Origin of the sequence: Streptomyces sp. Je 1-79 (assembly GCF_025195125.1) — a bacterium.
GTDB lineage: Bacteria > Actinomycetota > Actinomycetes > Streptomycetales > Streptomycetaceae > Streptomyces.
In genome coordinates, this window is record NZ_JAMGSL010000009.1 from 148,596 (window position 1) to 174,892 (window position 26,297).

The 26,297-nt window shown below is 69.5% G+C and carries 21 protein-coding genes; 5 read left to right on the forward strand and 16 right to left on the reverse strand.

Features of this window, described 5'->3' with window-relative positions:
* Positions 1-363 precede the first annotated feature (363 nt).
* Genes M5362_RS20260 through M5362_RS20270 form a run of 3 tightly spaced genes read right to left on the reverse strand, consistent with a single transcriptional unit; the run spans position 364 to position 1,837 of the window.
* The gene (locus M5362_RS20260) at positions 364-708 is read right to left on the reverse strand and encodes a DUF6113 family protein (protein WP_260229049.1); all 345 of its coding nucleotides are present in this window, start codon (positions 706-708) and stop codon (positions 364-366) included.
* Positions 705-1,601: an N-acetyl-1-D-myo-inositol-2-amino-2-deoxy-alpha-D-glucopyranoside deacetylase gene (mshB, locus tag M5362_RS20265; protein ID WP_260229050.1), complete on the reverse strand. Its 897-nt coding sequence runs from the start codon at positions 1,599-1,601 to the stop codon at positions 705-707. The genes M5362_RS20260 and mshB overlap by 4 nt, the downstream gene beginning before the upstream one ends.
* Before the next feature lie 41 nt (positions 1,602-1,642).
* Positions 1,643-1,837: a hypothetical protein gene (locus M5362_RS20270; protein WP_260229051.1), complete on the reverse strand. Its 195-nt coding sequence runs from the start codon at positions 1,835-1,837 to the stop codon at positions 1,643-1,645.
* A gap of 166 nt (positions 1,838-2,003) precedes the next feature.
* On the opposite strand from M5362_RS20270, the gene M5362_RS20275 reads away from it, so the two are divergent.
* A complete protein-coding gene (locus M5362_RS20275) occupies positions 2,004-4,145 on the forward strand; it encodes a S9 family peptidase (protein ID WP_260229052.1) in 2,142 nt (713 codons plus the stop codon).
* A gap of 1 nt (position 4,146) precedes the next feature.
* Here the strand turns inward: M5362_RS20275 and M5362_RS20280 are convergent, their stop codons facing one another.
* The 13 genes from M5362_RS20280 to M5362_RS20340 all read right to left on the reverse strand — a co-directional run bounded on the left by M5362_RS20280 (position 4,147) and on the right by M5362_RS20340 (position 22,215).
* A complete protein-coding gene (locus tag M5362_RS20280; RefSeq protein WP_260229053.1) occupies positions 4,147-5,076 on the reverse strand; it encodes a hypothetical protein in 930 nt (309 codons plus the stop codon).
* Positions 5,077-5,431: 355 nt separating this feature from the next.
* On the reverse strand, positions 5,432-6,472 hold the full coding sequence (locus M5362_RS20285) for an ABC transporter ATP-binding protein (protein WP_260229055.1): 1,041 nt from the start codon (positions 6,470-6,472) through the stop codon (positions 5,432-5,434).
* Complete coding sequence (locus M5362_RS20290) at positions 6,465-7,439, reverse strand: ABC transporter ATP-binding protein (protein ID WP_260229056.1); 975 nt, start codon at positions 7,437-7,439, stop codon at positions 6,465-6,467. Before M5362_RS20290 ends, M5362_RS20285 begins: the two co-directional genes overlap by 8 nt.
* A 6-nt stretch (positions 7,440-7,445) precedes the next feature.
* Positions 7,446-8,432 (reverse strand): ABC transporter permease, encoded by a 987-nt coding sequence (locus M5362_RS20295; protein WP_260229057.1) that lies wholly within the window; start codon positions 8,430-8,432, stop codon positions 7,446-7,448.
* Positions 8,425-9,348 (reverse strand): ABC transporter permease, encoded by a 924-nt coding sequence (locus M5362_RS20300; protein WP_260229058.1) that lies wholly within the window; start codon positions 9,346-9,348, stop codon positions 8,425-8,427. Before M5362_RS20300 ends, M5362_RS20295 begins: the two co-directional genes overlap by 8 nt.
* Positions 9,349-9,430: 82 nt before the next feature.
* Positions 9,431-11,056: an ABC transporter substrate-binding protein gene (locus M5362_RS20305; protein WP_260229059.1), complete on the reverse strand. Its 1,626-nt coding sequence runs from the start codon at positions 11,054-11,056 to the stop codon at positions 9,431-9,433.
* 151 nt (positions 11,057-11,207) lie between these two features.
* The gene (locus tag M5362_RS20310; protein WP_260229060.1) at positions 11,208-12,356 is read right to left on the reverse strand and encodes an ABC transporter ATP-binding protein; all 1,149 of its coding nucleotides are present in this window, start codon (positions 12,354-12,356) and stop codon (positions 11,208-11,210) included.
* On the reverse strand, positions 12,349-13,407 hold the full coding sequence (locus M5362_RS20315; RefSeq protein ID WP_260229061.1) for an ABC transporter ATP-binding protein: 1,059 nt from the start codon (positions 13,405-13,407) through the stop codon (positions 12,349-12,351). Before M5362_RS20315 ends, M5362_RS20310 begins: the two co-directional genes overlap by 8 nt.
* 15 nt (positions 13,408-13,422) lie before the next feature.
* A complete protein-coding gene (locus tag M5362_RS20320; RefSeq protein ID WP_260229062.1) occupies positions 13,423-14,367 on the reverse strand; it encodes an ABC transporter permease in 945 nt (314 codons plus the stop codon).
* Positions 14,360-15,289: an ABC transporter permease gene (locus M5362_RS20325; protein ID WP_260229063.1), complete on the reverse strand. Its 930-nt coding sequence runs from the start codon at positions 15,287-15,289 to the stop codon at positions 14,360-14,362. The genes M5362_RS20320 and M5362_RS20325 overlap by 8 nt, the downstream gene beginning before the upstream one ends.
* A 128-nt stretch (positions 15,290-15,417) precedes the next feature.
* The gene (locus M5362_RS20330; RefSeq protein ID WP_260229064.1) at positions 15,418-17,040 is read right to left on the reverse strand and encodes an ABC transporter substrate-binding protein; all 1,623 of its coding nucleotides are present in this window, start codon (positions 17,038-17,040) and stop codon (positions 15,418-15,420) included.
* Between the two features lie 435 nt (positions 17,041-17,475).
* Positions 17,476-19,377, reverse strand: coding sequence for a translational GTPase TypA (gene typA, locus M5362_RS20335; protein WP_260229065.1), 1,902 nt, complete (start codon positions 19,375-19,377; stop codon positions 17,476-17,478).
* Between the two features lie 303 nt (positions 19,378-19,680).
* Positions 19,681-22,215 (reverse strand): ABC transporter family substrate-binding protein, encoded by a 2,535-nt coding sequence (locus M5362_RS20340; RefSeq protein WP_260229066.1) that lies wholly within the window; start codon positions 22,213-22,215, stop codon positions 19,681-19,683.
* 259 nt (positions 22,216-22,474) lie between these two features.
* On the opposite strand from M5362_RS20340, the gene M5362_RS20345 reads away from it, so the two are divergent.
* The 4 genes from M5362_RS20345 to M5362_RS20360 all read left to right on the forward strand — a co-directional run bounded on the left by M5362_RS20345 (position 22,475) and on the right by M5362_RS20360 (position 26,296).
* A complete protein-coding gene (locus M5362_RS20345; protein WP_260229067.1) occupies positions 22,475-22,702 on the forward strand; it encodes a hypothetical protein in 228 nt (75 codons plus the stop codon).
* A 105-nt stretch (positions 22,703-22,807) separates the two neighbouring features.
* Positions 22,808-23,644 carry a hypothetical protein gene (locus M5362_RS20350; protein ID WP_260229068.1) on the forward strand — a complete coding sequence of 279 codons (837 nt, stop codon included), beginning with the start codon at positions 22,808-22,810 and terminating at the stop codon, positions 23,642-23,644.
* 1 nt (position 23,645) lies between these two features.
* Positions 23,646-25,529 carry a fumarate reductase/succinate dehydrogenase flavoprotein subunit gene (locus tag M5362_RS20355; RefSeq protein ID WP_260229069.1) on the forward strand — a complete coding sequence of 628 codons (1,884 nt, stop codon included), beginning with the start codon at positions 23,646-23,648 and terminating at the stop codon, positions 25,527-25,529.
* The gene (locus M5362_RS20360) at positions 25,526-26,296 is read left to right on the forward strand and encodes a succinate dehydrogenase/fumarate reductase iron-sulfur subunit (protein ID WP_260229070.1); all 771 of its coding nucleotides are present in this window, start codon (positions 25,526-25,528) and stop codon (positions 26,294-26,296) included. Before M5362_RS20355 ends, M5362_RS20360 begins: the two co-directional genes overlap by 4 nt.
* The last annotated feature ends 1 nt before the right edge of the window (position 26,297 follow it).

Sequence of the window (26,297 nt, forward strand, 5' to 3'; positions counted from 1 at the left end):
GCAGCGGAGAGGACGGCGGCGCGGCGGCGGCCGTCTCGTCGGATCCGTCCTGCGTGGGGTGGAGCGACGGATACTGACGGGATCCGTACGGCGGTGTACCCGAGGGGTACGCGGCTCCACCGCGCCCCTGGGCGCCGGAGGACGAACTGTCAGTCTCTCGACCAGTTTCACGACTCAAAGCAGGTTCTCCCGGTTGGCTCCACCGCCCGCTCTTGCTGGTGCTCGTATACCCGGGCGGCTCGGCGGCGCGCACCACCATACTGGCCGCCGCCGAAACGCACCCGATCGCAGGGGATCCAGTACGGGGCATTCCGGCCGAAGTCGGGACAGCTCTTCACCGAAGCTCCCCTCAAGTCGGCCTGTTCAGGGGGCCGGTCGGGGAAGCCGCCCCACCGTGGCGCACATCACAGCGATTCCCATGCCTCCGAGAAGATAGATCATCTCCCCGACTCCGCCGCCGAAGACCCCGTCGCCCTCCGGGCGTCCGAGGCTGAGGAAGACGACGGCGACGAGCCAGGCCGCCCCCGGCGCCACGATGCCGAGCTGGGTGTCGGTGGCCCGCAGGCCGCCGTAGAAGACGGCGGCGGTGGCGAGCAGGGCGAGGGCCAAGCCGCCGGGGAACCAGGCGGGTTGGGCGATCGAGCCCGCGACGCCGACGAGGGCCCCGAGGACGGCGAGGACGACGTACCAGACGATCCGGATGTTCACGCGTCCGCCTCCAGGCCCGCGAAGAGGTCGTTCTCGCGCGCGCCGGCCGGTGCGCCCGGCGTACCCCGCACCAACTGGTAGTACTCCGTGGTGAGGATCGGCTGCCCGAGGTCGTTCGAGAGCGCGAAGAAGGGGCCCTCGACGGCGATTTGTGTCGCATGGGCCCGCATCGCGGCGGCTTTGCGGTCCGCCCAGACGGTGCCGCCGTCGATCTGGGTGGTGATCAGGGAGTCGTCGACGACACCCGGTACGTCGTCGATGTCCGCGATGCCGGGGAAGCCGGCGCCCTCGGCGCGCAGCCGGCCGAAGGCGGCCTCGGCGACGGGTCGCGGCACCCGGTTCCAGTAGACCTTCGCGATCGTGTGCGCCGGGCCGAGGTCCGGGCGGTACGCGGCGTCGGCGGCCAGCTCGGCGGCGCGCATGGCGACGCGGTGGGCCTGGATGTGGTCGGGGTGGCCGTATCCGCCGTCGGGGTCGTAGGTGACCAGGACCTGGGGACGGGTCTCGCGGACGATCTCGACGAGGTACGCGGCGGCGGTGTCGACGTCCGTGTTCCAGAAGGCGTTGGCGCGCCGGTTCTGCTCGACGCCCATCATTCCGGAGTCACGGAAGCGGCCGGGGCCGCCGAGGAAGCGGTGGTCGGTGACGCCCAGCTCCTTCATCGCGTCGGCGAGCTCGCCGACGCGGTGGGCGCCGAGCCGGTCCTCCCGGTCGGGTGCGAGGTGGGCGAGTCCGGGCGGGATGACCTCGCCCTCCTCGCCGAGCGTGCAGGTCACGAGCGTGACCTGGGCACCCTCGGCCGCGTACCTGGCCATGGTGGCGCCGTTGTTGATCGACTCGTCGTCGGGGTGCGCGTGCACCAGGAGCAGACGACGGGCTGGGAGAACCGTCATGGCCCCACCCTACGAGGCGGGGCCACGGGCGAGCACGGGGCTCAGAACTTGAGGCCGCCGATCATGCCCGCCACGTTCGTGGTGAGCTGGCTGATGGACGGGGCGATGGACGAGCTCGCCAGGTAGAAGCCCAGGAGCGCGCAGACCGCCGCATGTCCAGCCTTCAGCCCGGATTTCCGGATCAGCAGGAAGACGACGATCGCCAGCAGCACCACCGCCGAAATCGAGAGTGCCACGGCGGTTCACCTCCACACTTCTTCGGTCGGATATTCGGACGGTCAGTTCGGCGAGCATGTGCCAGGTGTCCCCTACCCACCTAGCGCTACGGATCATAACTATGTGTGGCACCGCATTGATGGTGTACGGGGGCACAAGGGGGCGCACGCCGCTAGGTTCGATCGCATGACCTCCACGCAACTGCCGTCGTTCCCGCTCTCGTTCCCGCGTCAGTACGCCCGGACCCAGCGCTTCACCCTGGGCGTTCCGCGTGCGTTCACGGTCTCCCCCGACGGTGAACGGGTGGTGTTCGTGCGCTCGTCGTCCGGCACGGAACGCTCGCACGCGCTGTGGGTGCTGGACCTGGCCGGGGAGGCGCGGGAGCGGCTCGCGGCGGACCCGGAGACGCTCCTCGCGGGCGCGGCCGAGGAGTTGTCGGCGGAGGAGCGGGCGCGGCGGGAGCGGAGCCGTGAGGGTTCGGGCGGGATCGTGACGTACGCGGTGGACGGCGCCGTGGAGTTGGCGGCGTTCGCGCTCTCGGGCCGGCTGTTCACGGCGGAGCTGCGGGCGGGGACCGCGCGGGAGCTGAGGGCGCCGGGCCCGGTGATCGACCCGCGGCCGTCGCCGGACGGGCGGCACGTCGCCTATGTGGCGGGCGGCTCGCTACGGGTGACGGGTGCTGACGGGGAGGGCGACCGGGCGCTCGCGGAGCCGGAGGACGCGCACACGACGTACGGGCTGGCGGAGTTCGTCGCCGCCGAGGAGATGGGCCGGTCCCGCGGCTTCTGGTGGTCGCCGGAGTCGGACCGGCTGCTGGTGGCGCGGGCGCACGACCGGGCCGTGCGGCGGTGGTGGATCTCCGATCCCGCGCACCCGGACCGGGAGCCGCAGGTGGTGCCGTACCCGGCGGCGGGCACGGCCAACGCGGAGGTCCGGCTGTACGTGGTGGATCTGGCCGGGGAGCGTACGGAGGTCGAGTGGGACCGGGAGCGGTATCCCTACCTGGCGCGGGTGCACTGGTCGTCGGACGGGGCTCCGCTGCTGCTCGTACAGGCTCGTGACCAGCGCACCCAGCTGTATCTGGCGGTGGACCCGGCGACCGGGGCGACGCGGACGGTGCACGCGGACGAGGACCCGGTGTGGCTGGAGCTGCTGCCGGGGGTGCCGGCCTGGACGCCGGACGGGCGGCTGGTGCGGATCGCCGACGAAGGGGGCGCCAGGGTGCTCGCGGTCGGGGACCGGGCGCTCACCAGTGCGGTGCTCCACCTGCGGGCGGTCCTGGACGTCGGGGAGGACGACGTTCTGGTGTCGGCCTCGGCGGGTGAGGAGCGGGCGGAGCCGGAGACCGGGGAGATCCATGTGTACCGGGTCGCCGAGCGGGGGGTGGAGCGGGTCTCGGAGGGTGCCGGGGTCCACTCGGCGGTGCGGGGCGGGGCGGTGACGGTGCTGGTCTCGGCGCGGCCGGACGCCCCGGGGAGCGTGGCGCGGGTGCTGCGGGACGGTGCCCAGGTGGCGGTGGTCGCCTCGTACGCGGAGACGCCGGTGCTGTCCGCGGGAGTGCGGCTCGTGGAAGGGGGCGCACGGCGGATTCCGTGCGCCGTCCTGCTCCCGTCGGGTTACACGGAAGGGGACGGGCCGCTTCCCGTACTGATGGATCCGTACGGCGGTCCGCACGGGCAGCGGGTGGTCGCCGCACACAACCCTCATCTGACGTCCCAGTGGTTCGCCGACCAGGGCTTCGCCGTGATCGTGGCGGACGGGCGGGGGGCGCCGGGCCGGTCGCCGGGCTGGGAGAAGGCGATCAAGAACGACCTGACGCCGACCCTCGACGACCAGATCGAGGCGCTGCACGCGCTCGCGAAGGACTTCCCGCTGGACCTGGGGCGGGTGGCGATCCGGGGCTGGTCGTACGGCGGCTATCTCGCCGCGCTCGGGGTGCTGCGACGGCCGGACGTCTTCCACGCGGCGGTCGCGGGCGCCCCGCTCTCGGACCTCCGGCTGTACGACACCCACTACACCGAGCGCTATCTGGGGACGCCGCAGGAGAGCCCGGAGGTGTACGCGGCGAACTCGCTGGTCACGGACGACGGCCTGTCGGCGCCGGAGGAGCCCGCGCGGCCGATGATGATCATCCACGGTCTGGCCGACGACAATGTGGTGATGGCCCATACGCTGCGGCTCTCCTCCGCGCTGCTCGCGGCGGGGCGGCCCCATGAGGTGCTGCCGCTGACGGGCGTGACGCATATGACGCCGCAGGAGCAGGTGGCGGAGAACGTGCTGCTGCTCCAGGTGGACTTCCTGAAGCGCGCGCTGGGTCTTGACCGGTAGCTCACCAGCCGGGCGGGCGGGGGTGCGGCGGGGCCGGTGGGAGTGCGGCCACCGGCTCGCGGGGCACGGGGCGGGGTGCGCCGCGCAGCGAGAGCAGGACGAGCACGGCGGCCCCGGCGAGCAGCGCGTAGGCAGAGGTGGCGAGGGTGAGCCGGCCGTCGTCGTCCAGCGCGGCGAAGTGCTCGGCCCAGCCGAGCCGTAACGCGATGGCGACCCCGGAGAGCCCCCAGCCGGCCATGAGCAGCCCGGCGAGCAGGCCAAGGGGACGGGCGTGCGCGGCGCGGGCGAAGGCGCTGCCCGCGGCGGCCAGGAAGAGCGCGCCGAGCATCACGTTCTGCCAGGCCGGGGGGACCGCGAGCGCGGGCAGCAGGAGCGAGCGGCCGCCGGTGAACCGGTCGACGGTCGCCTCCACGGGGAGCTCCCTCGCCCAGCGCACCTCCCAGGCGGCCCAGGCGAACCCGGCCACGGCGCAGAGGACCCCGGCCCCGACGGCGGGGCCCCTGCGGGGGCGGGCGGGTGTCTCGTGCGGCGACTCGGCGGGGCGGCGGCCGGCGGCGGCGGTGACGACGAGCCCGGCGGCCAGGGCGAGCGTGAGAAGGGTCGTGACGAGGGCGTCGACGCCGGTGGACCACAGTCCGGGGAGCCGCAGAGCGAGCGTGACGCCCCCGGTGGCGGCGAGCGCGGGCGCGGCGAGGGAGGAGCGCAGGGCGGCGACGGCGGTGACGGCGTACGCGACGAGGAGGAGCGGGTCGACCAGCGAGGTGGCGGACCGGCGGCGCAGCAGGAAGACGTGCTCCCCGGCCCAGTACCAGGCGAGTTCGGCGGGAGAGCCGAAGGCCGCGAGGTCCCGCAGGAGCCAGACGACGATGACGAGCGCGAGCGCACCGCACAGCGCGGCGCCCGTGAGACGTGCCGGTCGTGTCACTGTCACGAAGCCGATACTCACCGCTACCCACGCACCGAAACAAGCGGTTCCGCATGAACGGACGGCATGGCGCGTGAGCCGAGGGGGCGCCGGCGGGGGAACAGGCCCGAGCGCGCGCAGCCCCCGAGGAACGAGGGGGCGAGCACGTACGGGGCTGTGAGCCCGACTCAAGGCGCCCCGGAGGCGAACGGGCCGAGAAGGGGGGTCGGCCGGCCGGGGCGACGTGGTGCGTCCCGGCCGGCCTACGGCACCCGCACGGCCGTACGCTGTCGAGCGTGCCGCGTTCGTATATCGGATCCGGGTCGGCCAAGTTGCCTGTTCGTTAACGAATGTGACGGTTGCTCCGGCGGGGAGGACCGTGTCACCGCGACTCGTCGTCCGTCGGGACCACGTGCTTCTCCTCCGCGAAGTGGCACGCGGAGTCGTGCTTCGCCGGGCTGTCCGCCAGCCGGAAGACCGCCGGGACCGCCAGCTCCGGGACCTCCAGCTCGCAGCGCTCCTGCGCCTTCCAGCAGCGGGTGCGGAAGCGGCATCCCGAGGGGATGTTGGCCGGGGAGGGCACGTCGCCGGTGAGGATGATGCGCTCGCGGTGCTCCCGCGCGTCCGGGTCCGGGACCGGGACGGCCGACAGCAGCGCCTGGGTGTAGGGGTGCGTGGGGTGCTCGTAGATCTGCGCGTCCGTGCCGATCTCCACGATCCGGCCGAGGTACATGACGCCGACGCGGTCCGAGATGTGCCGGACGATCGACAGGTCGTGGGCGATGAAGACGTACGAGAGGCTGAACTCGTCCTGGAGCCTGGCCAGGAGGTTCACCACCTGGGCCTGGACGGAGACGTCGAGCGCCGAGACCGGCTCGTCCGCGACGATGATCTCCGGCTGGAGCGCGAGGCCGCGGGCGATGCCGATGCGCTGGCGCTGGCCGCCGGAGAACTGGTGCGGATAGCGGTTGATGTACTCCGGGTTCAGGCCGACCACGTCGAGGAGGTCCTGGACCTTCCGGCGCCGGTCCCCCTTGGGGGCGACCTCGGGATGGATCTCGTACGGCTCCCCGATGATGTCGCCGACCGTCATCCGCGGGTTGAGCGAGGTGTACGGGTCCTGGAAGACCATCTGGATGTTGCGGCGGACCGCGCGCAGGGCCTTCGGGGAGAGCTTGGTGATGTCCTCGCCCTTGTAGCGGATCGACCCCGAGGTCGGGCGCTCCAGGTTGACCAGCATCTTGGCGACGGTGGACTTGCCGCAGCCGGACTCGCCGACGATGCCGAGGGTCTCCCCCGCGGTGAGGTCGAAGTCGACGCCGTCGACGGCCTTGACCGCTCCGACGTGCTTCTTGATGAGGACGCCCCGGGTCAGCGGGTAGTGCTTGTACAGGTCGCGGACCTGGAGAATCGGCTCAGCCACGGAGGGCCTCCTGCCAGAAGTGGCACGCGCTGCGGCGTTCCTCCGAGACTTCGTACAACGGCGGCTCGTCCGTCCGGCACACGTCCCTGGCCAGCGGGCAGCGCGGGTTGAAGGCGCAGCCGGGCGGGATGGCCAGCAGGTTCGGAGGCAGGCCCTTGATCGCGTACAGCTCCTGGCCCTTCTGGTCCAGGCGCGGGATCGAGTCGAGCAGGCCCCGGGTGTAGGGGTGGGCGGGCGCCTTGTAGATCTCGTGGACGGGGGCGGTCTCGACGATCCGGCCCGCGTACATGACGGCGATCCTGTCGGCGACGTCGGCGACGACGCCGAGGTCGTGGGTGATGAGGATGAGGCCCATGTCGAGCTCGCGCTGGAGCTCGGCGAGCAGGTCCATGACCTGGGCCTGGACGGTGACGTCGAGGGCGGTGGTGGGCTCGTCCGCGATGATCAGGTCGGGCTCAAGGGCGAGCGCCATCGCGATCATGATGCGCTGGCGCATACCGCCGGAGAACTGGTGCGGGTACTGCCCCACCCGTTCCTTGGCCGCCGGGATGCGGACCCGGTCCATGAGCTCGACCGCCTTGGCCCGGGAGTCCTTGCGGGACATCCCGTGGTGGACCTGGAACATCTCGCCGAGCTGGTCGCCGACGCTGATGACGGGGTTGAGCGAGGACAGCGCGTCCTGGAAGATCATCGCCATCTTCGCGCCGCGGACCTTGCGCCGCTCCTCCTCCTTGAGCTTCAGGAGGTCCTGGCCCTGGAAGAGGATCTCGCCGCCGGTGATCTTTCCCGGCGGGATGTCGAGGATGCCCATGACGGCCTGGGCGGTGACGGACTTTCCGGAGCCGGACTCGCCCAGCACGGCCAGGGTCTCGCCCGCGTCGACCGAGTAGCTGACCCCGTTGACCGCCTTCGCCACGCCGTCCCGGGTGTGGAACTCCACGTGCAGATCGCTCACTTCGAGCAGCATGGGCGCCTACCTCAGCTTCGGGTCGAGGGCGTCGCGCACCGCGTCGCCGAGCATGATGAACGCGAGCACGGTGATGGCGAGCGCGCCCGCCGGCCAGAGCAGCATGTGCGGGGCGTTGCGGATGTACTGCGATGCCGAGGAGATGTCGATGCCCCAGGAGACGGTCGGCGGCTTCAGCCCGACGCCCAGGTAGGAGAGGGTCGCCTCGAGCGAGATGTACGTGCCGAGGGCGATGGTCGCCACGACGATGACCGGCGCGACGGCGTTGGGGGTGATGTGGCGCAGCAGCAGGCGGGAGTTGGAGGCGCCGAGCGCGCGGGCCGCCTGCACGTAGTCGTTCTGTTTGGCGGTGATGACGGAGCCGCGGGCGATGCGGGAGATCTGCGGCCAGCCGAGGAGCACCATGAAGCCGATGACGGGCCAGATCGTGCTGCTGGTGACGACCGACAGCAGGACGAGTCCGCCGAGGACGACCGGGATGGCGAAGAAGACGTCGGTGATCCGGGACAGGACGGCGTCCGAGCCGCCGCCGAAGAAGCCGGCCATGCCGCCGAGGGCGGAGCCGAGGATCGCGACGCCGAGGGTGGCGAGGACGCCGACGCTCACGGAGGTCCGGGCGCCGTAGACCGTACGGGTGTAGACGTCGCAGCCCTGGCCGTTGAAGCCGAAGGGGTGGCCGGGCTGGGAGCCCTCCTGGGCCTTGGAGAGGTCGCACTGGAGGGGGTCTCCGCTGGCGATCAGCTGGGGCCAGATGGAGATGATCACCAGGAAGACGATGATGAGGCCCGAGATGATGAAGACGGGGTTGCGGCGCAGGTCGTGCCAGGCGTCGGACCACAGGGAGCGGGGCTTGCCCGCGGGGCCGGTGCCCAGGGGGCCGCCCGGGGTCTTCTCCAGGGACTCGCCCTCTTCCATGGCGAGGTCCGTGGCGCCGCCCGCCCCCGTGTGGTCGATGGCGCGGCCGTCGTCGAACGGCTCGGGGTGCTCAGGCATAGCGGATCCTCGGGTCAAGGACGGCGTACAGGAGGTCGACGATCAGGTTGGCCACCAGGAAGACGAGGACGAGGACGGTCACGAAGCCGACGACGGTCTGGGTGCTCTGGCGCACGATGCCCTGGTAGAGCTGGTAGCCGACGCCATGGATGTTGAAGATCCGCTCGGTGACGATGGCGCCGCCCATGAGCGCGCCGATGTCGGCGCCGATGAAGGTGATCACCGGGATGAGCGAGTTGCGCAGCAGGTGGCGGGTGATGACCCGGCGGCGCGGCAGGCCCTTGGCGACCGCGGTGCGGACGTAGTCGGCGCGCTTGTTCTCGGCGATCGAGGTCCGGGTGAGCCGGGTGACGTACGCGAGGGAGACGGAGGCGAGGACGAGGCCGGGGACGATCAGCTCGCTGAAGGGGGCCTCGGGCGAGACGGCGGGCTTGATCCACCCCCACTCCACACCCAGCAGCAGCTGGAGCAGCAGACCCGTGACGAAGGTCGGGATCGAGATCACGACCAGCGTCAGCAGCAGCACGGAGGTGTCGACCGGGCGGCCTCGCTTCAGGCCCGTCAGCACGCCGAGGCTGATGCCGATGACGATCTCGAAGAGGATCGCGACGATCGTGAGCCTGATGGTGACGGGGAAGGCGCTCGCCATCAGCTCGGTCACCGGCTGGCCGTTGAAGGCCGTTCCGAAGTCGCCGGTGAAGAGGTTGCCCATGTAGATCAGGTACTGCTGCCAGACGGGCTTGTCGAGGCCGAACTCCTTCTCCAGCTGGGCGGCGGTCGCCGGGTCGCAGGCGCGGTCGCCGCAGAGGCCGGCGATGGGGTCGCCCATCACGTTCACCATCAGGAAGATCAGCAGGGTGGCGCCGATGAAGACCGGGATCATCTGCAGCAGACGCCGGATCACATAACGTCCCATGAGGGGCTCCGGGGGTGTGGGGAAGGCGTACGGCCCGGCTCGCGCGTGATCGCCAGGCCGGGCCGTACGCCGACGAGCTGCGTCAGTTGACCTTGATCTGGTCGTAGACGGGCACGCTGAAGGGGTTCAGGGTCACGTTGGAGACGCGCTCGGAGTAGCCCGCGCTGCCGTTCTGGTACCAGAGCGGGATCGCGCCCATGTCGTCGCGGAGGACTTCCTCGGCGCTCTGGAAGGTCTGGACGGCCTTGGCGATGTCGGACTCGGCGTTGGCCTGGTCGACGAGCTTGTCGAACTCCGGGTCGGTGTACTTCCCGTCGTTCGACGAGGCGTTGGTGTAGTAGAGCGGCTGCAGGAAGTTCTGGATGAGCGGGTAGTCCATCTGCCAGCCGGCCCGGAAGGGGCCCTTCATCTTCTGCGTGCTGACCTGGCTGCGGAAGTCGGCGAAGGTGCCGATCGGGTTGCCGACGCAGGCCCGGTTGTTGCCGAGGGCGTTGTTGATGGAGTTGCAGACGGCGTCCACCCACTCCTTGTGGGAGCCGGTGTCGGCGTTGTACGTGATTGTCATCGTGCCGCCGGGGATGCCGCCGCCCTCGGCGACCAGCTTCTTCGCCTCTTCGGCGTTGTACGTGCAGAAGTCGCCGCAGACGTCCTTGAAGCCGCCCTCCTCGCCGAGGACCGGGGAGGTCCAGTCGACGGCCGGGGTGCGGGTCTTCTGGAAGATCGTGTCGGTGATCTGCTCGCGGTTGATCGCCATGGAGAGGCCCTGGCGGAGCTTCTCCTGGCCCGGCTTGTTCCACGCCGGGTCGTAGAACGGGAAGCCGAGGGTCTGGATGATGCCGGCCGGGACGTTGATGTACCGGTCGCCGAGGTCCGCCTCGACGTTCTTGAGCTGGGAGGCGGGCACGTCGTCGACGAGGTCGAGGTTGCCGGCCGTCAGGTCGGTGTAGGCGGTGTTGTTGTCGGTGTAGACCTTGAGGGTCACGCCGCCGTTCTGCGCCTTGTCCTCTCCGGGGTAGCCGTCCCAGCGCTGGAGCTCCATCTGCGAGCCCTTGGAGTACGAGCCGACGGTGTACGGGCCGTTGCCGACGGGCTTGTCGAGCCAGGCCGCGTGGTCGTCGAAGAAGGCCTGGGGCAGTGGGGAGAAGGCGGCGTAGCCGAGGGTGTCCGGCCAGGTGGAGAACTTCTGGGTGAGCTTGACCGTGAAGGTCTTGTCGTCGACGACCTTGAGACCGGACATGGTCTCGGCGGTCGGCTCGCCCGACTCGGGGTGGACCTGGTCGTAGCCCTCGATCTGGCCGAAGAAGAAGGCGTTCTTCTGATTGTTCTTCAGCGAAGCGCCGTAGTTCCAGGCGTCCACGAAGGACTTCGCGGTGACCGCCTCGCCGTTGGAGAAGGTCCAGCCGTCCTTGAGGGTGACGGTGAAGTTGGTCGAGTCCGTCGTCTCGATGCTCTCGGCGAGCATGTTCTTCGCCTCGCCGGTCTTCGGGTCGTACTGCTTGAGACCCCGGAAGATCATGGAGAGGACCTTGCCGCCCTGCACCTCGTTGGTGTTCGCGGGCTCCAGCGGGTTCTGCGGATCACCCCAGGAGGAGCTCACGATTCCGTCGGCGCCACTGCCTCCGCCGTCGCCTCCGCCGCCGCAGGCCGTCACCGTAAGGGCGACGGCGACGGCCAGTGCGGCCCACTTGGCGTGCGTGGCTCCGCGCATCAGGTGCCTCCTGAGGGTCCCGAGTATTAGATAGGCCCCAATATCACCCCATGGAAACCGCTATGCACCTTTACGACACCCGTTGGGAGAAACGCGCCGAGGGCGCCCCGGCCGTCATGGCCGGAGCGCCCTCGGGGGACGGCTGGGGAGGCTACGCCGCGTGGATGACGTCCTTCTCCTCGGGGAAGTGACACGCCGACTCGTGCGCGGCCGGGGTGTCGTGACCCTGGAAACGCTCCGGGATCGCCAGCAGCGGGATCTCGGTGGAGCACTTGTCCTGCGCCTTCCAGCACCGGGTGCGGAAGCGGCAGCCCGACGGCGGGTTGGCCGGCGAGGGGACGTCACCGGTGAGGATGATCCGCTCGCGGTTCGCGCGGGCCTCCGGGTCCGGGACCGGGACCGCCGACAGCAGCGCCTGGGTGTAGGGGTGCGTCGGGTGGTCGTAGATCTGCGTGTCCGTACCGATCTCGGCCATCTTGCCGAGGTACATGACGCCGACCCGGTCGGAGATGTGCCGGACGATCGACAGGTCGTGCGCGATGAAGACGTAGGAGAGGTTGAACTCGTCCTGCAGCTTCTCCATCAGGTTGATGACCTGCGCCTGGACGGAGACGTCCAGGGCCGAGACCGGCTCGTCGCAGATGATGATCTCCGGGTTGAGCGCGAGGCCGCGGGCGATGCCGATGCGCTGACGCTGACCGCCGGAGAACTGGTGCGGGTAGCGGTTGATGTACTCGGGGTTCAGGCCGACCACATCGAGCAGCTCCTGCACCCGACGCCGCCGGTCGCCCTTCGGGGCCACCTCGGGGTGGATGTCGAAGGGCTCACCGATGATGTCGCCGACCGTCATACGCGGGTTCAGCGAGGTGTACGGGTCCTGGAACACCATCTGGATGTTCCGGCGGACGGCCTTCAGCGCGCGGCCGGACAGCCTGGTGATGTCCTGGCCCTTGTAGAAGACCTCGCCGGCGGTGGCCCGCTCCAGGGTCATCAGCAGCTTGGCGACCGTGGACTTGCCACAGCCGGACTCGCCGACGATGCCGAGGGTCTCGCCCTGGTAGAGGTCGAAGGAGACCCCGTCCACGGCCTTGACCGCGCCGACCTGCTTCTTGAAGAGGATGCCCTGCGTCAGCGGGAAGTGCTTGACCAGGTTGCGCACCTGCAGGATCGGCTCACCGCGCTCGACCGGCGCGTCGAGGGCGGCCACGGCCTCCGCCTCGCCGGCGACCTCGGCCGTGTGCACCTCGGTGACGTTCGGAGTCGCGTCCGCGGCCTCGTCCTTCTTGCTGAGCTCAGCCATGGATCGTCTCCTTCCAGAAGTGGCATGCGCTGCCGCGACCGGGCAGCTCCGTGCCGTCCTGCTCGGTGACCGGCGTGAGCGCCGGGATCTCCGTGCGGCAGATGTCGTCGGCCTTGGGGCAGCGCGGGTTGAAGGCGCAGCCGGTCGGCACGCGGAGCAGGTTGGGCGGCAGGCCCTTGATCGCGTACAGCTCCTGGCCCTTCTGGTCCAGGCGCGGGATCGAGTCGAGCAGACCCCGGGTGTACGGGTGGGCCGGGCGCTTGTACAGCTCGTGCACGGGGGCGGTCTCGACGATCCGGCCCGCGTACATGACCGCGATCTTGTCCGCGACGTCGGCGACGACGCCGAGGTCGTGGGTGATCAGGATCAGACCCATGTTGTATTCCTGCTGGAGCTCCGCGAGGAGGTCCATGACCTGGGCCTGGACGGTCACGTCGAGCGCCGTGGTGGGCTCGTCCGCGATGATCAGGTCGGGCTCCAGGGCGAGCGCCATCGCGATCATGATGCGCTGGCGCATACCGCCGGAGAACTGGTGGGGGTAGTCGTTGACCCGGGCCGCGGCGGCCGGGATCTTGACCTTGTCCATCAGCTCGACGGCCTTGGCCTTGGCCTCCTTCTTGGAGAGGCCGTGGTGCACCCGGAACATCTCGCCGAGCTGGTAGCCGACGCTGAGGACCGGGTTGAGGGAGGAGAGCGCGTCCTGGAAGATCATCGCGATCTTCCGGCCGCGGATCTTCCGGCGCTCCTCGTCGGACATCTTGAGCATGTCCGTGCCGCGGAAGAAGATCTCACCCTTGGGGATCTTGCCGGGCGGCATGTCGAGGATGCCCATGACGGCCTGAGCGGTGACGGACTTGCCGGACCCGGACTCGCCGAGCACGGCGAGCGTCTCGCCCGCGTTCACGCTGTAGTTGACTCCGTTGACCGCCTTGGCCACACCGTCGCGGGTGTGGAACTCCACGTGCAGGTCCCGGACTTCGAGCAGGGGCCCGGTGTACTCGTCGCCGCCACGGGGGGCGGGGACGCTCGCGGTCTTGTCGATGATGCTCACGTTGTTACGCCCTCCTCAGCGCAGCTTGGGGTCGAGGGCGCTGCGTACCGCATCGCCGAGCATGATGAACGCCAGAACGGTGATCGACACCATGACCGACGGGATGATCAGGACGTACGCGGCGTTCCGCAACTGCTCCTGACCGGACGAGATGTCGACGCCCCACGAGACGGTCGGCTCGGCGAGACCGATACCCAGGAAGGAGAGCGTCGCCTCCGCCGAGATGTAGCCGCCGAGTGCGATGGTGGCGACGACGATCACCGGGGCGATGGCGTTCGGCAGGATGTGCCGGAGCAGGATCCGGGTGGTCGAGGCGCCGAGCGCCTTGGCCGCCATCACGTAGTCCGCCTGCTTGATGGTGATCACCGAGCCGCGGGCGACTCGGGCGATCTGGGTCCAGCCGAGGAAGGCCAGGGCCAGGATGACGACCCAGAGCTTGCGCTCCTCGAAGGAGGTCAGGACGACCATCGCGCCGAGGATGAAGGGGACGCCGAAGAAGATGTCCGTGATCCGGGACAGGATGGTGTCCGCCCAGCCGCCGAAGTAGCCGGCGAGCATGCCGACGACCGTACCGAGGACGGTGACGAGCACGGTGACGACGACGGCGACGGCGATCGACGCGCGGGCGCCGTAGATGACACGCGCGTAGATCGAGCGGCCCTGGATGTCGTAGCCGAACCAGTCCTCGTTGAAGAGGCTGCCCCAGTTCGGCTTCTGGAGGTAGTGCTTGGCCAGGTCCGCGTGGCGCGGGTCGGCGCTGGTGAACAGGCCGGGGAAGACGGCCATGGTCAGCAGGACGACGATCAGGACCGCGGAGACCAGGAAGATCGGGTTGCGGCGCAGGTCGTGCCAGGCGTCCGACCACAGGCTGCGCGGCTTCTCGGCCTTCTCGACCGGCTGTACGGCGGTCGCGCCCGCCGAGGGCTGTTCGGCGACAGCTTCCTTGAGTGCCTCAGGCATAACGGATCCTCGGGTCCAGGACCGCGTAGAGCAGGTCGACGAGCAGGCTGGCGACGAGATAGACGACCACGATCAGGGTCACGATGCCCACGACGGTGGCGCCCTCGCGGTGGCGCAGCGCGGAGAAGACGTTGTAGCCGACACCCTGGACGTTGAAGATGCCCTCGGTGACGACCGCGCCGCCCATCAGGGCGCCGATGTCGGTGCCCAGGAAGGTGACGACGGGGATCATCGAGTTGCGCATCAGGTGCACGCCGATGATGCGGCGGCGCGGCAGGCCCTTGGCCACCGCGGTGCGCATGTAGTCGGAGCGCAGGTTCTCGGCGATCGAGGTACGGGTGAGGCGGGCGACGTACGCCAGCGACAGCGAACCGAGCACGACCGCCGGCAGGATCAGTTCGTTCCACTCCGCCAAGGCGCTCACGTTCGGGTCGACCCAGCCGAGCTGGTGGGCGAAGAAGTACTGCGCCAGGAAGCCGAGGACGAACGAGGGGACGGAGATCAGGAGCAGGGTCAGGACCAGCAGACCGCGGTCCCGGAGCGTGTCGGCCTTCAGCCCGGCGAAGACACCGAGGGAGATACCGACGAGCGCGGTGAAGGTGAAGGCGAACAGGGTGAGTCTGATCGTGATGGGGAACGCGTCCGCGATGATGTCCGCGACGGGTTGCCCGCTGGCGATCTGCGTGCCGAAGTCGCCCTGGAAGAGGTTGACGAGGTAGTTCCCGTACTGGACCAGGAGCGGCTGGTCGAGTCCGAGGTCCTTCTTCATCGCAGCGATCTGCGCCGGGTCGACGGTCTGCTCACCCGCGAGCGCGCGCACGGGATCGCCGGGCAGCGCGTACATCATGGAGAAGACCAGCAAGGTTGACCCGATGAAGACCGGGATCATCTGGAGCAGTCGCCGCGCGACATAACGCCCCATGTTTGCCTCCGATATGAATACCTACAGCCCCCGGGGCCGGTCCCTGGTTATGGGATCCGGCCCCGGGGGCCTACCGCCAGTTGCGGTGGCGGGGTGACGGCCGATGTGGGGTGGGCCCGTGGGGCTCGTTACTTGGTGGTGACCTCGGTGATGTTGAAGTCACCGTGGAAGTCGACGGTCACGTTGTCGACAGCCTCGGAGTGACCACCGTTGATCTTGTACTCCCACAGCGGGATCGCCGGCATCTTCGTGAGGACGAGCTTCTCGGCCTCCTGGTAGAGCTTGATCGACTCTTCCAGGCTCTTGGCGTTGTCGCCCTTCTTGAACGCGGCGTCGACCTCGGGGTCCGAGAAGCGACCGTTGTTCGCCTCGGCCGTCGTGCCGTACAGCTCACGCATGAAGTTGACGTTCACCGGGTAGTCGGCGACCCAGCCACCGCGGTACATCGCCTTGACCTTGTTGTTGTCACGCGCTTCCAGGTCGGTCTGGAAGTCCGGCTTGGCGTCCGGGATGCAGTCCACACCGGTGGAGTTGCGGATCGACTCGCAGACAGCGGTGATCCACTCCTTGTGGCCACCGTCGGCGTTGTACTGGATCCAGATCTTGTTGTCCGGAACGCCGCCGCCCTCGGTGACGAGCTGCTTCGCCTTGGCCGGGTTGAACTTGAAGACGTCGCTCTGGAGGTCCTGCTTACCGGCGACACCCTGCGGGATGAAGCTGGTGGCCGGCTGGCGGGTGCCGTTGAGGACGGTCTTCGTGATCGTCTCGCGGTCGATCGCCATCGACAGACCCTGGAGGACCTTCGGGTTGATGCCCTTGAAGGTCTTCGAGTAGAAGGTCGGGACGAGGCTCTGGATGGCCGCGTACGGCTGCTCGATCGCGCGGTCGCCGAGGTCCTGCTTGTACTTCGGCAGGTCCTTCGGGCCGACCTGGCGGATCATGTCCAGGTTGCCGGAGAGGAGGTCCTGGTACGCGGCCTCGACGGTCGCGTAGTTCTTGAAGAGGACACCCTTGTTCTGGGCCTTGTTCGGACCCTGGTAGTCCGGGTTGGCCTTGACCTGGATGAGCTTCTTGTGGTCCCACTTCTCGAAGATGTAGGGACCGTTGCCGACCGGCTTCTGACCGAAGGCCGCGGGGTCCTTGTAGAAGGACGCGGGCAGCGGGGCCCAGGTCGTGTAGCCGAGCTTGTACTCGAAGTACGGGACCGGCTTCGCGAGGTCGATGGTGAAGGTCGTGTCGTCGACGACCTTCAGGCCCGACATCTCCTTCTTCGCCGGGGCGCCCTTCTCCGGGTGGACGTCGGCGTAGCCGGCGATGTCCTCGAACCAGAAGGCGTTCTGCTGCTTGTTCTCGATGTTGGCGTACCAGTTCCACGCGTCAACGTAGGACTTCGACGTGACGGGGGTGCCGTCGTGGAACTTCCAGCCGGCCTTCAGCTTGACCGTCCACGTCTTCGAGTCGGTCGTCTTGATCGACTCGGCGTTGGTGTAGACGATCTTGCCCTGGGCGTCGAAGTCCAGCAGCTGCGTGAAGAGCGACTGGATGACGTAGCTACCGAGCGACTCATTCGTGTCGGCCGGAATCAGCGGCTTCTGCGGCTCGCCGACGTCGATGGAGACGTAGCCCGCGGGCTTGCCCTTCTCCTTCGAGGCGTTGTCCTTGTCACTGCCACTGCCCCCGCCACAGGCGGTCGCTGCCAGGGCGACGACGGTCGCGCCCACTACCCACTTGGCGCTCTTGGCACCGCGCATGGGTTCCTCCTCATGAGTCCACTTGTCACAACAAGAAGGGCACTTCGAGTCCGCCGACACCCCTGACGGCGTTGACCCATGTACCCCGAGTGTGCTCGTGAGTCGGCACTCCCCACAGTGCGTGACCCATTGACCCGAGCTCAATGCAGCCAACTATTAAGTACGGCCGACCCGTAAACCACACTTAAGTGGTCTCGTTTTGACAACATCGCCAGGGGCCTTGAGACCGAAATCCGGACAAAGCGATCACAGACAGACACCCGCGAAACGGACCGTTAACACACGTTCCGGAGAGCGACGGCCGATATCCGGACACCCCGCCCATGAAATGGATTTGACGAAAGGCCCGGACCCCCACAGTCAGTGCGGGGGTCCGGGCCTCGTGTCTGAGCGTGTGTCAGCCGGTCGTCAGCACGACGCGACGCTGATCACAGATCAGCCGTTCTTGGCACGCGACGCGGTGCGGCCGCGCTCCTTCGCGTCCAGGACGACCTTGCGGATGCGCACGGCCTCCGGGGTCACCTCGACGCACTCGTCGTCGCGGCAGAACTCCAGGGACTGCTCCAGGGAGAGCTTGCGCGGCGGCACGATCGCCTCGAAGGAGTCGGCCGAGGAGGAGCGCATGTTGGTGAGCTTCTTCTCCTTGGTGATGTTCACGTCCATGTCGTCGGAGCGCGAGTTCTCGCCGACGATCATGCCCTCGTACACCTCGGTGCCGGGGTCGGTGAACAGGACACCGCGCTCCTGGAGGTTGGTCATCGCGAAGGCGGTGACCGCGCCCGCGCGGTCGGCGACGAGCGAGCCGTTGTTACGGGTCGTCAGCGCGCCGAACCACGGCTCGTGACCCTCGTGGATCGAGTGGGCGATGCCCGTACCGCGGGTGTTGGTCAGGAACTCCGTACGGAAGCCGATGAGGCCACGGGACGGAACGACGAACTCCATGCGGACCCAGCCGGAGCCGTGGTTCGACATGTTGTCCATGCGGCCCTTGCGGATACCCATGAGCTGCGTGACCGCGCCCATGTGCTCCTCGGGCACGTCGACCGTCAGACGCTCGACGGGCTCGTGGACCTTGCCGTCGACCTCCTTGGTGACGACCTGCGGCTTGCCGATGGTCAGCTCGAAGCCCTCGCGGCGCATCTGCTCGACCAGGATGGCGAGCGCGAGCTCACCACGGCCCTGGACCTCCCAGGCGTCGGGACGCTCGGTGTCGAGGACGCGGAGCGAGACGTTGCCGACGAGCTCGCGGTCCAGGCGGTCCTTCACCTGGCGGGCGGTGACCTTGCGGTCCTTGACCGCGGACTTCGCCTCCGCGCCCTTGCCGGTGCCGCCACGGCCGACGAGCGGCGAGGTGTTCGTACCGATGGTCATGGAGATGGCGGGCTGGTCGACCGTGATCAGCGGCAGCGCGATCGGGTTCTCCGGGTCGGCCAGGGTCTCGCCGATCATGATGTCCGGGATACCGGCGACGGCGCAGATGTCACCGGGGCCCGCGACCTCGGCCGGCTTGCGGGTGAGCGCCTCGGTCATCATCAGCTCGGTGATGCGGACGTTGGAGATCGAGCCGTCCCGCTTGATCCACGCGACCGTCTGGCCCTTGCGCAGCTCGCCCTGCTCGACACGGAGCAGCGCGATACGGCCGAGGAAGTTGTCGGCGTCGAGGTTGGTGACGTGGGCCTGGAGGGGCGCGTCCTCGTCGAAGGACGGGGCCGGGACGTGCTCCAGGATGGTGGAGAAGAACGGCTCCAGGCTGTCGCTGTCGGCGGGGACGGTGCCGTCCTCCGGCTTGGTCAGCGAGGCGATGCCGTCACGGCCGCAGGCGTAGACGATCGGGAACTCGATCTGGTCCTCGTCCGCGTCCAGGTCGAGGAAGAGGTCGTACGTCTCGTTGACGACCTCGTCGATCCGGGAGTCCGGGCGGTCCGTCTTGTTGATGCAGAGGATGACGGGCATCCGGGCCTGGAGGGCCTTGCGGAGCACGAAGCGCGTCTGCGGCAGCGGACCCTCGGAGGCGTCGACGAGCAGAACGACCGCGTCGACCATCGACAGACCGCGCTCGACCTCGCCACCGAAGTCGGCGTGACCGGGGGTGTCGATGATGTTGATCGTGATCGGGGCCCCGCCGTCCTTGGGGTGATACTTCACCGCCGTGTTCTTGGCGAGGATCGTGATGCCCTTCTCACGCTCCAGGTCGTTCGAGTCCATCATGCGGTCGTCGAGCTGCTGGTGGGCGGCGAAGGCACCGGCCTGCTTGAGCATGGCGTCGACGATGGTCGTCTTGCCATGGTCGACGTGGGCGACGATGGCGACGTTACGGATGTCGTGGCGCGTGGGCATGGGTGCTTGCGCTTCTCTCGGATCGTGGGATGCGGCGTCAGTTCCTCTTACGCCCGCCGGGCGGACGCGCCACGGCTATGTCCTATGGTACGGGGCCGCCGCGCAAGGGGCTTCCCCGCCTTGATTCGAGAGGGTCTACTGGAGGTTTTGGGTGGCCTCGGTGGTGCGGTGCACTGGGGGTGAGGAGGAGCACTGAGCGTGCGGAACCGGCCGGGTCAAGGGGCCGGACGTGATCCTGCCCGCCGGGGGCACCGACGGGCAAGGAACTTGAGCTGCATCTGAGGTTGTGACCTGCACTTATGGCTACTTCTCGGTGTTGCGCTCCGCACCGTTGGCCGTTTCGGGCTTCTTGAACCCGATGTCCTGGTAGCGCGGGGCGGCGAAGCCCCAGGCACCCGCGTTCACGATCTCGGGCTTGGCCGCCACCAGCTGGGGGCGCTGGTAGAGGGGGATCGATCCCGCGGCGGCCCAGATCCGGGCGTCGGCCTGGCGGACCAGCTCCCGGGCCTCCTCCTCGTCCAGGGTGGCCACCGCCTGGTCGAACAGCTGGTCGATGCGGTCGGTGCCGACGCGGGCGTAGTTCTGCTCGACCAGGAGGGAGCCGTCCGACGCCGCCTCGGGCTTGGCGAAGATCGGCCGGGCGTCGGTCGCCGGGAAGGCGGAGGCGGGCCAGGAGTAGAGGGCCAGGTCGTAGTCGCCGGAGGCGATGTGGTCCTTGAAGAAGCTCTCGTCGGCGACCTTGGTGACCTCGGTGCCGATGCCGATCGCGTCGAGCATCCGGACGATCTTCTCGCCGACGGTACGGAGCGACTCCGAGCCGGGGCCCGAGGGCAGGACGAACCGCAGGCTGAGCGGCTTGCCGTCCTTGCCGAGCGACTGGGAGGCGGCCGCCGGAACGGCGGGGGCGGCGGTGCCGACCGGGGCGTAGGCCCCGGGGGCGCCCCGGTCGGGCCGGGCCGGGTTCTGGGCCTTGGCCTCGGTGGTCCCGGAACCGGCGGCGCCGGAGTCGGCCCGGGCTCCGGCCCCGCTGTCGAGCAGGGCGGCCTGGCGCAGCAGCGCCATGTTCTGCAGGGCCGCGCCGGGGGCGGGGGCGAGGACGGTGGTGCCGTTCTCGGGGCCCGAGGCGCCGAGGTGGGGGGCGGTGTCGCCGGGCTTGCCGTCACCGACGATGTAGAGGCCCTCGTCGGAGACGGCGTCGGCGGCCCCGGGCTTCTTGGCCTTGTCGGCGTCGGGCTCGGTCCCGGTGTCGGTGCTCGTGCCGGACTCGGTGGCGGTCTTCTCCGCGTCGGCCTTCGTCTCGGACCCGGACTCGGACTTCGTACCGGACTCGGACTCCGTAGCAGCCTTGTCCGCGGCCTTGTCCGCGTCGGGCTTCGCGTCGGGCTTCGTGGCCGCCTTCTGCTCGGCCTCGCTGCCCGCCTTCGTCCCCGCGGGCTTCTTGTTCGCGCCGCCCGGCACCCAGCCGGCGTCCGCGAGCAGCGCCCGGGCCTCCTTGGTGTCCTGGTCGCCGAGCGCGTCGCTGCTGTCCGCGTACGCCGCCTGCCCCGCCAGGGCCAGGTGGCTGCCGGGCGGCCGGGCGGGCAGCCCCAGCGGCTTGAGTACGGATTCGGCCAGTTCCTGGCGGTCGAGCGCGCGCGCCACCGCCCGGCGCACCCGCTCGTCGGCGAGCGGACCGCTCTCGCCGTTCAGCGAGAGCTGGGTGTACGCGGGCTCCAGCGACTTGCGGACCACGAACTTCGCGAGCGCCCGCTGCTCGGCCGCGTACCGGTCGATGGACTGCTGGTTCTTCTCGCGCGCGGCCTGGACGGCCTCCGCCTTCTCCTGGTCGGAGCCGTTGGCGAGCGCCCACGACTTCAGGGCCGCCGACGGGGTGATCGCGGCGCCGGGGCCGTGCGCGAGCGCCTGCGCGCCGCCCTTGCCGGAGCGGGCGTCCCGTACGGCGAGCGCGATGCGGTCGGCGGCCGGACGGTCGATCTCGGCCAGATCGAGCTTGCCGTCGGCCAGCGCGGCGACGCGTTCGGCGCGCGGTACGGCCTTGAGGACGAGCCGGTCGAGCTTGGCGGTCTGTCCCCACCAGCGGGGGTTGCGGACGAGCGTGACGGTGGCGGCCTTACGGTCGGACGCCTTCAGCAGGAACGGTCCTGCGGTGGCCTTCAGGGTCGTGCGCGCGCCGTCGTTGAAGGCGTTCGGGGTGCCCATCACCTCCTTCGGATAGAGGGGGGTGAAGAGGGACTGCCAGTCGGCGTACGGCTTGGCGAAGGTGACCCGTACCTCCAGGTCGTCCTTGCCGCGCTCGATCTTCTCGATCCGCTCGTAGCCGGAGTTGCGGGCGGTCCAGTACGCGGTGTCGCGGCCGTTCAGGGCCCGCCACTGCGCGACGAAGTCGGGGGCGCCGATCTCGCGGCCGTCGCTCCAGACCGCCTGCTGGTTGAGCTTGTAGAGGACGACCTGCTTCGGCTCCGTCTCGACCACCTTCGCGGACTCCAGGTAGTCCGCATTGCGCTGGGGCCGGCCGCGGCCGTCGAGGGTGTAGAGGGCGGGGAGCACGGCTTCGGCGACGCGCGAGGTGGCGCCGTCGGCGTCGGCCTGGAAGGCGTTGAGCGTAGTGGGCATCGCGTCCACGGCCCAGTTCAGCGTGCCGCCGTCGGCGACCTTGTCGCGGGCGGCCGGAGCGTGGTCCGGGGCGGCGGCCGGGGTCTCGTCGGCTCCGTCGGAGCTGCAGCCGGCGAGGACGGAGACGGCGAGCACCGCGCTCGTGAGGGTGGCGACGGAGCGGAGCGTGCGGGAGCGGGGGCTCCTGGAGCATGTCCTCCCGCGAGGGGCGCCGACCTGGGACATGACTTGTACCCCTTCGTCCAGTTTTATGGCATTTGGAGATGATCACACCTATTGCTCATACACTGAAAAGGACGGAACGGATCCGGCCACGGCGACACGTCGGCGGGGCGGACAAACCCACCCGTGCGGCCCAACCGTCGGGCGGCGCGGATCACCGGACGAGTGGAATCCCGTACACATGGCTTCACAAGCGGGATGTGACGCGCGACACTCTCAGGCGCGTGTTCGCCACCCGCATTCGCGGAAGTGAGGGCAACCCATGTCCGTTCAGGATGATTTGGCGGCCGTCAAGCGCTGCCTCGAAGACCTGGTCCGCACGGTCGGCCAGCTGGAACGCAGCATCGCGGCGGAGCGGGGCGGCGCCCCGCCACCGGCCCCCGGTCGGCCCGAGAACCTCGTGACGATCCCCGACACGCCGTACGACAGCGGGCTGTGGACGGATTCGGACGACGAGGGCCTGGGAGCACGCGACCGGCACGCGCCCTAGGGGGTGGACCGGTCACCCCCTAGGGGGTGACGGCCTCCAGGAGAGCGGCAGCCGCTGGAGGACCCCGAGGAGACCGACAGCCGAACGCCTCCCAGGAGACCGACCTTGGCCACAGGAACCGAACCGCCGTCCACCGGAAGGGGGGTGCGCGCCACCGGCGTGCAGTCCCCTTCCCGTGCGGCCATCGCCCCCGCCCATCTGCGGACCGACCGCTGGTGGCTGGCGCCGGCCGCCACCGCCGCCGGACTGCTTGCCTTCGTCGCGTACTCCACCTGGCGAGCCTTCGCCAACAGCGACTACTACGCGGCCCCGTACGTCTCGCCCTTCTACTCGCCCTGTCTGGCCGAGAACTGCGTCCCTATGAAGGGCGGCCCCAACTGGGAGATCTTCGGCAGCTGGTGGGGCCTCTCACCCGCCCTGCTGATCCTGGTCTTCCCCCTCGGCTTCCGGCTGACCTGCTACTACTACCGCAAGGCGTACTACCGTGGCTTCTGGGCGTCGCCCCCGGCCTGCGCGGTCGCCGAGCCGCACCGGACGTACACCGGCGAGACCCGCTTCCCGCTGATCCTGCAGAACATCCACCGGTACTTCTTCTACGCCGCGCTCCCGGTCGCCGCGATCCTCACGTACGACACCGTGCTGACCTTCCGGGACTCCTCGTACGACTGGGGCCACGCGGGTCTGGGGACCGTGATCTTCCTGATCAACTCCGTGCTGATCTGGGCGTACACCCTCTCCTGCCACTCCTGCCGGCACATCGTCGGCGGGCGGCTGCGGCACTTCTCCCGGCATCCCGTGCGCTACCGCATGTGGAACCTGGTCGGGAAGCTGAACGCCCGTCACATGCTCCTCGCCTGGACCTCCTTGTTCTCCGTCGCACTCTGCGACCTCTACGTGTACCTGCTCGCCACCGGCACCTTCGACGACCCGAGGATCTTCTGACATGGCGCAAGTCGAGCGGCAGCAGTGGGACGTGGTCGTGGTCGGCGCGGGCGGCGCCGGGCTGCGCGCCGCGATCGAGGCGCGCGAGCGGGGCGCGCGGACGGCCGTCATCTGCAAGTCCCTCTTCGGCAAGGCCCATACGGTGATGGCCGAGGGCGGCATCGCCGCCTCCATGGCCAACGCCAACCCCCACGACACCTGGCAGGTCCACTTCCGCGACACCATGCGCGGCGGGAAGTTCCTCAACCAGTGGCGGATGGCGGAGCTGCACGCGCGCGAGGCACCGGAACGGGTGTGGGAGCTGGAGGCCTGGGGCGCCCTCTTCGACCGCACGCCGGACGGCCGGATCTCCCAGCGCAACTTCGGTGGACACGAGTACCCGCGGCTCGCGCACGTCGGCGACCGGACGGGCCTGGAGCTGATCCGTACGCTCCAGCAGAAGACGGTCGCCCTCCAGCAGGAGGACTTCCGGGAGACCGGGGAGTACGAGTCCCGGCTGAAGGTCTTCCAGGAGTGCACGGTGACCCGCGTCCTGAGGGACGAGTCCGGGCGGGTCGCGGGCGTCTTCTGCTACGAGCGGGAGACCGGCCGCTTCTTCGTCATGGAGGCGCCGGCCGTGGTCCTCGCGACCGGCGGGATCGGCAAGTCCTTCAAGGTGACCTCCAACTCCTGGGAGTACACCGGCGACGGGCACGCGCTCGCACTGCTGGCCGGCGCTCCGCTGGTGAACATGGAGTTCGTGCAGTTCCATCCGACCGGGATGGTCTGGCCGCCGTCGGTGAAGGGGATCCTCGTCACCGAGTCCGTGCGCGGCGACGGCGGAGTGCTGCGCAACTCCGAGGGCAAGCGGTTCATGTTCGACTACATCCCCGACGTCTTCAAGGAGAAGTACGCGCAGACGGAGGACGAGGGCGACCGCTGGTACGAGGACCCGGACAGCAACCGTCGCCCGCCCGAGCTGCTGCCGCGCGACGAGGTCGCGCGGGCCATCAACGCCGAGGTGAAGGCGGGGCGCGGCTCGCCGCACGGCGGGGTGTTCCTGGACGTGTCGACCCGGATGCCGGCCGAGGTGATCAAGCGGCGGCTGCCCTCGATGTACCACCAGTTCAAGGAGCTGGCGGACGTCGACATCACGGCGGAGGCGATGGAGGTCGGCCCGACCTGCCACTACGTGATGGGCGGTGTCGCGGTCGACTCCGACACGGCCGCGACGGTCGGCGTGCCGGGGCTCTTCGCGGCGGGTGAGGTGGCCGGCGGGATGCACGGCTCCAACCGGCTGGGCGGCAACTCGCTCTCCGACCTGCTGGTCTTCGGCCGCCGGGCGGGGTGGCACGCGGCGGAGTACGCGGCGGCGGCCGTGCCGTCCCCCGTCACGGAGGCGGGCATCGAGGCGGCGGCCGCGGAGGCCCTCGCGCCGTTCGGCGCGGCGGAGGAGCCCTCCGCCGAGAATCCGTACACCCTCCACCAGGAGCTCCAGCAGACGATGAACGACCTCGTCGGGATCATCCGGCGGGAGGGCGAGATGGCCGAGGCGCTCGAGCGGATCGCGACGCTGCGCGAACGGGCGCGGCGGGCCGGGGTCGAGGGGCACCGGCAGTTCAACCCCGGCTGGCACCTCGCCCTCGACCTGCGCAACATGCTGCTCGTGAGCGAGTGCGTGGCCCGGGCCGCACTGGAGCGGACCGAGAGCCGGGGCGGCCACACCCGGGAGGACTACCCGTCGATGGACCGGGCGTGGCGGCCGGTGAACCTGCTCTGCCGCCCGGCGGAGGACGGCGTCTCCCTCGAACGCACGCGCACGGAAGCCATCCGTCCGGACCTCCTGGAGCTGTTCGAGAAGGAGGAGCTGGTCAAGTACCTCGCCGAGGAGGAGCTGTACGAGTGAGTACCTATGACGCGCACTTCCGGGTGTGGCGGGGCGACACCGACGGCGGGGACCTGACGGACTTCACGGTCGAGGTGCACGACGGCGAGGTGGTCCTCGACATCATCCACCGGTTGCAGGCCACACAGGCCCCGGATCTCGCCGTGCGCTGGAACTGCAAGGCGGGCAAGTGCGGATCGTGCTCGGCCGAGATCAACGGGCGGCCGCGGCTGCTGTGCATGACCCGGATGTCGACCTTCGACCGCGAGGAGACCGTCACGATCACTCCGCTGCGGGCCTTCCCGGTCGTCCGCGACCTGGTCACGGACGTGTCCTTCAACTACACGAAGGCGCGGGAGATCCCGGCCTTCACACCGCCGGCGGGGCTCGCTCCTGGCGAGTACCGGATGCAGCAGATGGACGTGGAGCGCTCGCAGGAGTTCCGCAAGTGCATCGAGTGCTTCCTGTGCCAGGACACGTGCCATGTGGTCCGGGACCACGAGGAGAACAAGACCGCGTTCGCCGGGCCGCGCTTCCTGATGCGGGTGGCGGAGCTCGACATGCACCCGCTGGACGCGGCGGCGGAGGCGGGCCACGACCGGCGGCGGACGGCGCAGGACGAGCACGGCCTCGGGTACTGCAACATCACCAAGTGCTGCACCGAGGTCTGCCCGGAGGGCATCAAGATCACGGACAACGCCCTGATCCCGCTGAAGGAGCGGGCCGTCGACCGCAAGTACGACCCGCTGGTGTGGCTGGGCGACAAGATCCGGCGACGGGAGGGGTAGG